Origin of the sequence: Streptomyces sp. NPDC058955 (assembly GCF_042741435.1) — a bacterium.
Lineage (GTDB): Bacteria > Actinomycetota > Actinomycetes > Streptomycetales > Streptomycetaceae > Streptomyces.
The window spans coordinates 1-11,830 of record NZ_JBHYKM010000141.1; the positions used below are offsets into that span (position 1 = coordinate 1).

Annotated in this window: 7 protein-coding genes and 1 pseudogene; 2 read left to right on the forward strand and 6 right to left on the reverse strand. The window is 76.9% G+C overall.

Going from position 1 to position 11,830, the window contains the following annotated elements; translation table 11 throughout:
* The 6 genes and pseudogenes from ACFW1I_RS33925 to ACFW1I_RS33950 form a co-directional block, all read right to left on the reverse strand.
* The coding region (locus ACFW1I_RS33925; protein WP_384677207.1) for a hydantoinase B/oxoprolinase family protein at positions 1-3,564 on the reverse strand (3,564 nt) is incomplete at its 3' end.
* Positions 3,561-4,505, reverse strand: coding sequence for an SGNH/GDSL hydrolase family protein (locus tag ACFW1I_RS33930; protein ID WP_384677209.1), 945 nt, complete (start codon positions 4,503-4,505; stop codon positions 3,561-3,563). The genes ACFW1I_RS33925 and ACFW1I_RS33930, both read right to left, overlap by 4 nt.
* The gene (locus tag ACFW1I_RS33935) at positions 4,502-5,743 is read right to left on the reverse strand and encodes a glycosyltransferase (protein WP_384677227.1); all 1,242 of its coding nucleotides are present in this window, start codon (positions 5,741-5,743) and stop codon (positions 4,502-4,504) included. Before ACFW1I_RS33935 ends, ACFW1I_RS33930 begins: the two co-directional genes overlap by 4 nt.
* Before the next feature lie 23 nt (positions 5,744-5,766).
* Positions 5,767-6,888 (reverse strand): glycosyltransferase family 4 protein, encoded by a 1,122-nt coding sequence (locus ACFW1I_RS33940; RefSeq protein WP_384677211.1) that lies wholly within the window; start codon positions 6,886-6,888, stop codon positions 5,767-5,769.
* Positions 6,889-7,255: 367 nt separating this feature from the next.
* Positions 7,256-8,843: pseudogene (locus ACFW1I_RS33945) on the reverse strand (HEAT repeat domain-containing protein).
* 274 nt (positions 8,844-9,117) lie between these two features.
* Positions 9,118-9,510, reverse strand: coding sequence for an ankyrin repeat domain-containing protein (locus ACFW1I_RS33950; protein WP_384677213.1), 393 nt, complete (start codon positions 9,508-9,510; stop codon positions 9,118-9,120).
* A gap of 359 nt (positions 9,511-9,869) precedes the next feature.
* Here ACFW1I_RS33950 and ACFW1I_RS33955 point away from each other — a divergent pair, with 359 nt between their 5' ends.
* Positions 9,870-10,064, forward strand: coding sequence for a hypothetical protein (locus ACFW1I_RS33955; protein WP_030493667.1), 195 nt, complete (start codon positions 9,870-9,872; stop codon positions 10,062-10,064).
* A 37-nt stretch (positions 10,065-10,101) separates the two neighbouring features.
* Positions 10,102-11,703 (forward strand): hypothetical protein, encoded by a 1,602-nt coding sequence (locus tag ACFW1I_RS33960; RefSeq protein ID WP_384677215.1) that lies wholly within the window; start codon positions 10,102-10,104, stop codon positions 11,701-11,703.
* The last annotated feature ends 127 nt before the right edge of the window (positions 11,704-11,830 follow it).

An 11,830-nucleotide genomic window follows, 5' to 3' on the forward strand; every position in this document is an offset into this window, starting at 1 on the left:
GGGGGGGGGGCGCTGTCCGCGCAGGGGGCGGGGGCCGCCCTCGGGGGTCGCGGCGCCTTCGCGGGGATCCACGGTGCCGTCGGCGCGTTCGACGAGGTTCTCGCCGAGCGCGCCCGGCGCGCCGCCCGCCATCCCGTACGGCGGCACCCGGCGGTGTCCGGTGAGGAGGGTGACGGTCATCGGTTCCAGGAACCGCAGCCGCCGTTCCACCCCGTCCCCGCCGTGCCAGCGGCCCCGGCCGCCGCTGCCCGCGCGGACGGCGAAGGCGTCGACGCGGACGGGGTGGCGCCACTCCAGGATCTCGGGGTCGGTGAGGCGGGAGTTGGTCATGTGGGTCTGGACGGCGTCGGCGCCGTCGAAGCCGTCGCCCGCGCCGGATCCGCTGGCGACGGTCTCGTAGTACTGGACGCGGTCGTCGCCGAAGGTGACGTTGTTCATGGTGCCGGAGCCCTCGGCCTGGACGCCGAGGGCCGCGTAGAGGGCTCCGGTGACGGCCTGGGAGGTCTCGACGTTCCCGGCGACGGTCGCGGCCGGCGGTTCGGGGGCGAGCATGGAGCCGGGCGGGACGCGGATCTCCAGGGGGGCCAGGCAGCCGCTGTTGAGCGGGATGTCCTCGTCGACCAGGGTGCGGAAGACGTACAGGACGGCGGCCATGACGACGGCGGTGGGCGCGTTGGCGTTGCCGGGGAGCTGGGGCGAGGTGCCGGTGAAGTCGAGGACGGCGGAGCGCCGTTCGCGGTCGACGCGGACGGCGACCTGGACGACGGCGCCGGAGTCGGTCTCGTACCGGTGGGTGCCGTCCTTCAGGCGGGCGACGATCCGGCGGACGGACTCCTCCGCGTTGGCCCGTACGTGGCGCATGTACGCCTGGACGGCGTCGAGGCCGAACTCGGCGACGGCCTTGCGGAGTTCCTCGATGCCCTTCTCGTTGGCGGCGATCTGGGCGCGCAGGTCGGCGAGGTTGGTGTCGGGGTCGCGGGAGGGGTGGGGGGCGCCGGTGAGGAGGGCGCGGGTCTCGGCCTCGCGGAGCCTGCCGTCGCGGACCAGGAGCCAGTTGTCGAAGCGGACGCCCTCCTCGTCGATGGTGCGGCTGAAGGCGGGCATGGAGCCGGGGGTGATGCCGCCGATCTCGGCGTGGTGGCCCCGGGAGGCGACGAGGAAGAGGAGCGCGTCCCCCTCGTCGTCGAAGACGGGGGTGACGACGGTGACGTCGGGCAGGTGGGTGCCGCCGTGGTACGGGTCGTTGACGGCGTAGACGTCGCCGGGGCGCAGGTCGCTGGCGCGGCGGCGCAGCACCTCCTTGATGGACTCGCCCATGGAGCCGAGGTGGACGGGGATGTGGGGGGCGTTGGCGACGAGGTTGCCGGCGGCGTCGAAGAGCGCGCAGGAGAAGTCGAGCCGTTCCTTGATGTTGACGGAGTGGGCGGTGTTCTCCAGGCGGACGCCCATCTGCTCGGCGATGGCCATGAAGAGGTTGTGGAAGACCTCCAGGAGGACCGGGTCGACGTCGGTTCCGGCGGCGGTGCGGGCGGGGCGGGGGACGGCGCGGGTGAGCAGCAGGTGGCCGGTGTCGGAAGCGATGGCGCGCCAGCCGGGGTCGACGACGGTGGTGGCGTCGTCCTCGGCGAGGATCGCGGGCCCGTCGACGGCGTCGCCGGGGCGCAGGTCCTCGCGGCGGTGGAGCGGGGTGTCGGAGGCGGTGGCGCCGTCGTGGGTGCGGACGGTGGCGCGGGGGACGAGGGGGCCGGTGCGGGCGCCGGCGGGGACGTGGACGGGGCCGTGGGGTCCGGCGGCGCCGACGGCCTCGACGGTGACGGCCTCGACGACGAGCGGCTTGTCCATGGTGAAGGCGTAGCGGGCGCGGTGGTCGGCGGTGAAGGCGGCGGCCATGGAGTCGGCGGGGCCGAGGTCGACGGGGAGGCTCGCGTCGGTGCCGGCGTAGCGGAGCAGTACGCGCGCGTGGGTGGTGATCGCGGTGTCGGGCAGGCCGTCGGCGCGGAGCTCGGCCCTGGTGCGGTCGGCGAGTTCGCCGGCGACGGCGGTCACGCGCGCGTGGGTGCCGGGTTCGTCGAGCGAGGCCTCGACGGAGCGTTCGCGCAGGGCGGTGGCGTCGGCGAGTCCGATGCCGTACGCGGAGAGGACGCCGGCGAGCGGCGGGACGAGGACGGTGTCGACGCCGAGGGCGTCGGCGACGGCGCAGGCGTGCTGGCCGCCGGCGCCGCCGAAGCAGGTGAGGGCGTAGCGGGTGATGTCGTGGCCGCGCTGGACGGAGATCTTCTTCACGGCGTTGGCCATGTCGAGGACGGCGATCCGCAGGAAGCCGGCCGCGACCTCCTCGGGGGTGCGTCCGCCGCCGACCTCCCGGGCGAGAGCGGTGAACCGCTCGCGGACGACTCCGGCGTCGAGGGGCCGGTCGCCGTCCGGGCCGAAGACGGCGGGGAAGTGGTCCGGCTGGATCCGGCCGAGCATCACCTGGGCGTCGGTGACGGTGAGCGGCCCGCCGCGCCGGTAGCAGGCGGGGCCGGGGACGGCTCCGGCCGAGTCGGGTCCGACGCGGTAGCGGCGGCCGTCGTAGTGGAGGACGGAGCCGCCGCCGGCGGCGACGGTGTGGATGCTCATCATGGGTGCCCGCATCCGCACCCCGGCGACCTGTGAACCGAGTTCACGCTCGAACGTGCCCGCGTAGTGCGACACGTCCGTGGACGTGCCGCCCATGTCGAAGCCGATGACCCGGTCCTGTCCGGCCTGGGCGGAGGTGCGGGCCATGCCGACGACACCGCCCGCGGGCCCGGAGAGGACGGCGTCCTTGCCGCGGAAGTGGGCGGCCTCCCGGAGCCCGCCGTTGGACTGCATGAACATCAGGCGGATCCCGGCGAGTTCGGTGGCGACCTCGTCGACGTAGCGGCGCAGCACGGGCGAGAGGTAGGCGTCGACCACGGTGGTGTCGCCGCGCGGGATCAGCTTGATCAGCGGGCTGACCTCGTGCGAGCAGCTGACCTGGGTGAATCCGGCGGCCCTGGCGGCGGCCGCGACCCGCAGTTCGTGGTCGGGGTGGCGGTAGCCGTGCACGAGGACGACGGCGGCGGAGCGGAGGCCGTCGCGGCGGGCGTCGGCGAGGGCGGCGGCGACGGCGTCCTCGTCGAGGGGGCGGACGACCGTGCCGTGGGCGTCGATCCGCTCGGGGACCTCGGCCACGCGCGCGTACACGGCCTCCGGCAGAACGATGTGCCGGTCGAAGAGCCGGGGGCGGTTCTGGTAGGCGATCCGCAGGGCGTCGCGGAAGCCCTCGGTGATGAGCAGCAGGGTGGGTTCGCCGCGCCGTTCCAGGAGGGCGTTGGTGGCGACGGTGGTGCCCATCTTGACGACGGCGACGCGGTCGGCGGGGACGGGTTCGCCGGGGCCGAGGCCCATCAGGAGCCGGATCCCGGCCACGGCGGCGTCCTGCCGGCGGGCGGGGTCGTGGGAGAGGACCTTGCGGGTCACGAGCCGCCCGTCGGGGCGCCGCCCCACGACGTCGGTGAAGGTGCCGCCCCGGTCGATCCAGAACTCCCAGCGCCCGCTCATTCCCCCATTGTGGCCGCGAGGGCCTCGGCGAGGGCGGTCTCGGCGCGCGCGTCGAGCCGCCCTCCGCCGGCCGCGTCCGTCCGGTGCAGCAGTTCCTCCCCCGCGAGCAGCAGCAGCTGCGGCAGCAGGTCGCGGCTGCGCCGCAGCACCCAGCCGGTGCCGGCGGTCGCGAGCCAGAGGGCCGTCTCGGCGCGGGTGGGCGGCGGCTCGGACGCCTCCGGGGAGGGCTCGGGCCCCCGGGCGAGCCCGCGTTCCGCGAGGAGCCGGTGGAAGGCCCCGGCGACGGCCCGGTGGCCGTGTTCGCCGGGATGGAGCCGGTCGGCGCTCCACAGGCGCCGGTCGGCGGTCCAGGCCGGGTCAGCGAGGTGGAGGTGGACGGCGTCGTGCCGGGCGGACAGCGCGTGCACGACCGCGTTCACGGACCGCCGTCGGCGGGCGAGCGGCCGGGCCAGCGGCGCCGGCAGGCCCAGCATCCGTCCGGGGTCGGGCAGACAGGCGGTCAGGAGTACGGCTCCGGCCGCGTCGAGCGCGGCGAGCACCCGGTCCAGGCGGCGGGCGAACCGCCCGATGTCGAAGCCGTGCCGCAGGGTGTCGTTGACGCCCACGACGACGGAGGCGAGGTGCGGCCGGAGGGCGACCGCGCGCGGCGCCTGGTGCGCGGCGACGTCCGCGCTGAGCGCGCCGCTGACGGCGAGGTTGACGAACTCCAGGCGCTGCCCGGGCCCGGCGAGCCCGTCGGCGAGCAGCGCCGCCCACCCGCGCCAGACCCCGTCGGCCCGGTCGCCGACCCCCTCGCTGAACGAGTCCCCGAGCACCACGAACCGCAGCGGCGCGGCCCCCGCGGGCGCGGTGCCGGGGGCGGCGGGTGCCGGGTCCGGAGCCGGGCCCCGCTCCGGGCCGGTCCCCTGGGCCGGGACGCGGCCCTCCCGCACCGGGTTCATCCGCCGACCTCCTGCGGCCGGGGCGGATCCACCACGGCCCCGGGGGCGACGTCGGCGGCGCCGACCCGGCCCCGCGCGGTGGCCGCCTCGTGGGCGCGGAGGAAGGCCGCCACCGAGCGGTCCCAGGAGAACCGCTCCGCACGCGCGCGTGCGGCGGCCCTGCGTCCGGCCTCCGGCAGGGCCAGCAGGCCCCGGGCGGCGTCCGCGAAGGCCGCCGGGGTGTCGGCGGCCGCGGCGCCGGCCGTGCCGACGACCTCCGGGAGGGCCGAGGAGGCGCTGACGACGGCCGGCGTCCCGCAGGCCAGGGCCTCCAGGGCGGAGAGCCCGAAGGTCTCGGCGGGTCCGGGGGCCAGGCACAGGTCGGCGGCGGCCTGGAGGTCGGCGAGCTCCTCCCGGTCGGCGACGTGCCCGAGGAACCGGACCGGGAGGCCCCGCTCGCGGGCCCGCCGCTCCAGTCCCGGCCGCAGCGGCCCGTCGCCCGCGACGACGAGCCGGGCCGGCACCCCGGCGTCCAGCAGCCCCGCGAGCGCGTCCAGGGCGGTGCCGGGCCGCTTCTCCACGGAGAGGCGGGAGCAGAGCACCAGCAGGACCCCGGCCCCCTCCGTGTACCGGGCCCGCACGGCGGGGTCGCGCCGGCCGGGCCGGCAGCGCTCCAGGTCGACGCCGAGCGGAGCCCGTACGACATTGCTCGCGCCGACGCGGACGAACTCCTCCTGCGCCCAGGCCGTGGTGCAGACGATCCGGCCGTAGGCCCAGGCGGTGCGGCGGTTGAGCCGGTCGGCCGCGCGGGCGGCGAGCGGGGCGGGGACGCCCCAGGTGCGCAGGACGCCGTCCGCGGTCTCGTGGGAGACCATCACCGAGGGGACGCGGGCGCGCCGGGCCCACTCGCCGGTCCAGCGCAGGGTGGTGCGGTCGGAGACCTCGATCCGGTCCGGGGCGAGCCGGTCCAGGAGGTCGGCGAGCCGACGTCGGTCGGCGAGGACCCGGTAGCCGCCGGTGCCGGGGAGTTCGGGCCCCGGCAGGGTGACGACCCGGCCCTGTTCGGCCGGTTCGTCGGTGGCGGTGGCCCCGGGGACGACCAGGACGGGGTCGTGGCCGGCCGCGCGGTAGCCGCGCCCGAGCCGGTCGAGGGCGGTGCGCAGCCCGCCCGAGGTGGGCGTGACGAAGTTCGCCAGCCGCACGATCCGGAGCCCCTCGCGGCCGTACGAGGCACGGTACGCGCGCGTGGGGCCGCCGATCCCGCGCCCGCGCGAAGGCCCGTTCACGCGGCCACCGCCGTCCGCTCGCGCAGCACCTCCAGGTAGTGGCCGACGAGTTCGTCGCCGAGGGCCTCCCAGGTGCGTCCCTCGACCTCGGACCGCCCGGCTCTGCCGTAGGCGGCGCGCAGTCGGGGGGCGGCGGCGAGGGCGGTGACGGCCTCGCGGAGGGCGAGGGGGTCCTCCGGGGGCACGAGCAGGCCGGTGCGCCGGTGGGCGACGAGGTCGAGCGGGCCGCCGGCGGCCGGGGCGATCACCGGGAGCCCGCTGGCCATGGCCTCCTGGACGGTCTGGCAGAAGGTCTCGTACGGGCCGGTGTGGGCGAAGACGTCGAGCGAGGCGAAGATCCGGGCGAGGTCGTCGCCGGTGCGGCTGCCGAGGAAGTGGGCGCCCGGGAGGCGTTCGCGGAGGGCGGCGCCGCTGGGCCCGTCCCCGACGACCACCAGCCGCACGCCGGGGAGCCCGTCCACGGCGGCGAGGAGGTCCACGCGCTTCTCCGGGGCGAGGCGGCCCACGTACCCGACGAGGAGCGCGCCGTCGGGGGCGAGGGCGCGGCGCAGCTCCGGGTCCCGGTGGGAGGGGTGGAAGCGGGTGGTGTCGACACCGCGGCCCCAGAGGCGCACGCGCGCGATGCCGTGGTCCTCCAGGTCGCGGCGGGCGGCCCGGGAGGGGGCGAGGGTGCGGTCGGCGGCGCCGTGGACGGCGCGGAGCCGGCGCCAGGCGGTGGACTCGCCGGCGCCGACGTAGGTGCGGGCGTAGCCGGCGAGGTCGGTCTGGTAGACGGCGACGGTGGGCACCCGGAGGCGGGTGGCGGCGGCCATGGCGCGGACGCCGAGGACGAAGGGGCCGGCCAGGTGGACGAGGTCGGCGCGGTGGGCGGCGATGGCGGCGGCGACGCGGCGGCTGGGGAGGGCGACCCGCACCTGGGCGTAGCCGGGCAGCGGCAGGGAGGGGACGCGGACCACCGGGCACGGCGCGTCGATGTCGGCGGCGGTGTCGGGGACGGCCGGGGCGATCACGAGGGGCTGGTGGCCCCGGCGGACGAGGTGGCGCGCGGTCTGCAGGGCGCAGTGCGCCACACCGTTGATGTCGGGGGGAAAGGATTCGGTGACGATGACGACACGCATACGGGTGTTCTCGTCGCGCTCGACGTGTCCCCGCCGACGTGGATCTGGACGCCGGGGGAACGTCCCGTGAGCTTTTCCCGCCCGACCCGTGCGGCACCGATCCGATACGCGAACCGACACCGCGCGCGGTGCCCGGAGCCGTACCGGAAGGGCCGGGGACGGCCGACCGCTGCCGCGCGCGGGCCCGGTGCCGCACGGGCGGAGCCGGGACCGTACCGGCGGAGCCGCGGGCCGGAGGTGCCGCAGGCGGGTCCCGAGCCGTACCGGAGGATCGGGGGGGGCCGGCCGGTGCCGGGGCGGGGCCACGATCGGCGGGGGTGCCGCCGCAGGCCGCGCCGCCCCGGGCCGGGGCGGTGAGGGGGCCGGGTCAGACCTGGAGGTCGGGGCCGATGCGGTTGCGGACCGCCGTCTGGACCTCGACCTCCTCGGCCGGGTCGGCGGCGAGGCGGCGCAATCGCTCGGCGACGCGGACGTCGGCCGTCTCGGCGTGCTGCGCGGCGATCTCGCGGGTGGTCTCCTCGCAGTCCCAGAGGCACTCGACGGCGAAGCCGCTGGCGAAGGAGGGGTCGGTGGCCGCGAGGGCGCGGGCGGTGCGGCCGCGCAGCTGGGAGGAGGCCGTCTCCCGGTAGACGTGGCGCAGCACGGGGGCCGCGCAGGCGATGCCGAGGCGGCCTGCGCCGTCGACGAGGGCGCCGAGGGCGGGCGCGTCGGGCCCGGCGGCGCGGATGGCGGTGCGCAGGGCGCCGAGGACGAGCGGGGCGTCCCGGTCCTCGCCGCGCGCGGCGAGGAGTTCGCCGGCGGCGGCGCCGAGCGGGTCGGTGCGCAGGACCCAGGCGCGGGCGCGGGCGACGGCGTCCTCGCCGCACATGCGGAGGTAGGCGGTGACGGCGGCCCGGGCCACGTGGAGGGCGTCCCGGTCGACGGCCCCGGGGACGTCGCCGTACGGATCGCCCTGTGCGGACGGGCCGGCGACGGCCGCGGCGTCGAGCGGGTGGACGGCGTCGGCGGCGGCCTCGACGAGGTCGAGGACGGCGGGGTCCCGGCCGGCGGCCAGGTGGTGCAGGACGGCGGGAGGGGGGGTGGCCGGCGTCGGGGGCGGCCTCCCCGCGGCCGCGGCCGGCGGGGACCCGGCGGGCGGCCTGGTGGTGCTGGCGGGCGGCACGCGCGCCGGGGGCGCCGGCGCGGCCGGCGGCCAGCAGCTCGGGGCGGTCCTCGGGTCCGGCGACGGCGGCCAGGCAGCGGGCGGCGGGGCCGGCGAGGTCGGCGCCGCGCTCGTACCCCTCCTGGGCCCAGTCGAGGACGGCGCGGACGCTCCAGCCGGGGCGGGGCCCGGTGGGGCGCAGCTGCCGCTGCCAGCGGTCGAAGGAGCCGCTCTCCTGGGCGGCGCGGACGCGGGCCCCGACGGCGTCGCGCGGGTCCTCGGCCCACAGCCGCCAGGGGCGGGGCTCGAAGGCGTCGCGGACGGCTCCGGCGAGCTCGGCGTCGCCGGCCTCGTCCCGGGGGAAGCGGGCGAGGACGGGCTCGGCGAGGGCGCGCAGTCCGGCGTCGTCGTCGCGGAGCGCGAGCTCGTCGAGGGCCCAGGCCCAGTTGGCCCCGGTGGCCGCGTAGCGCCGGAGCAGCAGCAGGGCGTCGTGGCGTCCGTAGGAGGCCAGGTGGCCGAGCACGGCGAGGGCGAGCCCGGTGCGGTGCTCCTCGGCGTCGAGGTGGTCCTCGGGCGCGAAGAGGTGCGCCTCGACGGCCTCCAGACCTCCGTGGAGGTCGAGGTAGAGCCGGGCGTAGTAGAGGGAGCGGTTCTCGACGCGCCAGTCGTGGCGGGGGTCGGCGAGCACGCACCGGTCGAGGGCCGCGAGGGCCTCGGCGCGTGGGGCGGCGAGGGCGTGCAGGGTGCCGTCGCCGCGGCCCCTCTGCAGGAGGCCGAGCAGGGTGCCGCTCGGCGCTATGGCTGGATCGAACATGGGAAGACGCCTCACATCAAGCTGTCGACACGACGGGGTGGACCGGGGTGGACCGCGTCGGGCACTGGGCCCGTCCGCGCGGTGGCCGCCCTAGTAGGCCGCGGGACAACATGTCGGGCCGTCCGTCGTACGTCGCTTGTGCGCGCTGCTCATCTTCCTCTGCCTCTCGTCCGTGGCCCGGTCGTACGGCCGGGCTTGTCGTCATGATGACCGACCGTTTCCACCGCCGCGACCACATTTACGACACCGCTCCCACCTGGGGTTCAGCCCTCGTTCACCGGTCGGCGAAGAGCTCCAGGAGCTCGGCCTTGCCGAACATGCGTGCGGTGTCCACGGCGGACGGAGTGCCGGACTCCGGATTCGCGCCGCCGGCCAGGAGGGCGCGGATCACGGCGTCCTCGCCCTTGAAGACGGCGCCGGCGAGCGGGGTCTGGCCGCGGTCGTTGGCGCGGTCGGCGTCGGCGCCGCGCTCCAGGAGGGCGGTGACCGCGGCGGCGTGGCCGTGGTAGGCGGCGAGCATGACGAGGGAGTCGCCCCGGTCGTTGGTGAGGTTCGCGGGGACGCCCGCGTCGACGTAGGCGGCGAGGGCCGCGGCGTCGCCGGCGCGCGCCAGGTCGAAGACCTTCGACGCCAGCTCGACGACCTCGGGGTCCGGGGTCTCGCTCATCTTCACAACCGCCTTCCGTGCTCCGCCTGCGTCCCGCGCGCGTGTCGCCCGGTATCGCCTGCCCTTGACCTGCGCACGGCAAGCGCGGCCGTACGAGTGAATCGACAGGGTACTGCCCGCGCGGTGACATGACCGCGTCCGGCCGAGGCAAGGATCACGGCGTCCGTCACCCGCGAGCGGCGCCTCTCGGTGCCCCCTTACCCCACTTCGGCGCTTTCGCCACCCGGGACGGCGATCCCCGTCCGCCGGTCAAGTGAAAACGCCCGCTATTCACCCGAATGCACCTTTAGTCACATAGATACTTGCCGTGAACCTGGAAGGACTGATCGTGACTGTCCCCTCAACCAGGAGAACACCCAATGATCCTGTCCATCTCAGGCGTGGTCCTGCTCGGCATCATCTGCTTCCTGTTCTTCAAGAAGGACGGCCTCAAGGCCTCGCACGCGCTCGTCTGCGCGCTCTTCGGCTTCTACCTGGCGGGCACCGCCATCGCGCCGAGCATCACCGCGGGCGGCCAGAGCCTGGCCGGCCTGCTGGGCGGAATCAAGTTCTGACGCCTCTCACCCCCTTCCACCACTCCAGGAGTACGACGTGGCCCGGCGACCACTCCCCCGCATTCTGAGCAGCGGCACCGCGCAGCTCGCGCGCAGCCGAGAGATCGCGCGGTCGGCCGCCGACAGCGCCACCGACGTGCTCCATCCGCTGATCACGGTCTCCCGTGGTCTGCGGAAGCTGGCCGCGTCCGCGCGCGCCAAGTGGGCCGCGACCCCCAAGGAACGGCGCGGTCCCACGCTGTTCCTGGTCGCGGCCTGCGTCCTGGTCGTCGCCCTCGTGCCGTACGGGCCGCTGCTCGCGCTCGTCGCGCTCATGGGCGCCGCCGCGTGGAAGGGGCGTGAGAAACCGGTCGTGAGGACCGGCCCCGACGAGACGGAGATCGCCCGGCTGAAGGGCCTCTACGAGGCCCTGGTGCCGTACTTCTCCGTCCCCGAGGACCCCGACCCGCTCTTCGCCCACGGCGGCGACTGGAGCCGGGCCTTCGCCGACCACGCCTTCGACGACAACGGCCGCCCGACCCGGCTGCGGATCTCCTACCCGCCGTACTTCCCCGACGGCGAACCGGCCTCCCGCGCCCGCATCGAGCAGCTGCTGCACGCCAAGTCCGGGCGCGGCCGCGAGTACCGCTTCGACTGGGACGAGGAGGGCAACCGGCTCGTCATGGAGGTGCTGCCCGCCCTCCCGACCACCATCGCCGCCCAGCGGTTCGTCACCGCCCCCGGCGAGACCGTCCTCGGCTTCACCGACGCCGACGCCGTGCAGCGGACCGTGCCCGTCGTCTCCTCGGACGGCTCCGAGGACGCCCCGGCCGTCGTCTGGCGCACCGGACCCCGGTCCACCGAGCCCCACCTGCTCGCCGTCGGCCAGCCCGGCAGCGGCACCACCACCCTGCTGCGCTCCCTCGCGCTCCAGGCCCTCGAACACGGCGACGTGCTCATCGTGGACGGCGCGGGCGCCGGCGAGTACGCCTGCCTGGTCGGCCGCGACGGCGTCCTCGGCGTCGAGAGCGAGCTGTCCGGCGCCCTGGAGAGCCTGGAATGGGCCGCCCACGAGACCGAGCGGCGGCTGATCTCCGCCAACCGCGCCCGGCAGGCCGGCGACCCCGCCCCGGCGGACACCCGCCGCCCGCTGTGGATCCTCCTCGACCGCCCCGGCGTCCTCGGCCACCTGGCCGCCTCCGAGGGCCGCCCCGACCCCCAGGAGCTGCTCCAGGTGCCGCTGCGGCACGGCCGCGCGGCCCAGGTGACGGTGGTGGTGACGGAGCAGTTCGACACCGCGGACGGGCTGCACGAGGGGGTACGCGCGCACACCCGCGCCCGCGTGGTCCTCGGCCCCGCCTCCGCCGGGCAGATCGCCGCCGTCCTGGGCGCCGAACCGCACACCACCCCCACCCCCCAGGTCCCGCCGGGCCGCGGCTACGCCCGCCTCGGCACCGGGCCGGTGCTCCGGCTCCAGGTGCCGGCGACCCCCGACCCGTACGACGACGCCGTCGGCGACACCGCCCGGCAGGCCGTCCTCGACCTGCTGCCGGAGCGGCGGGCGGCGGCCACGGTGGCACTGGAGAAGGTCCCGGAGGCGGCGGCCGAGCCGACCCCCGGCCCCTTCCCCCGGCACGCCCCGGTCCCGGCGGAGGGCTGACGGCGCTCCCCGCCCCACGGCACACCCCGCCCGAACGGCGAAGGCCGGTACGGACCCCGCAGGGCGGTTCGGGCTGTGCGCGGGGCGCGCGCGCGGGGGGGCGGACCGGGGGCGCGGGGGGCGTACG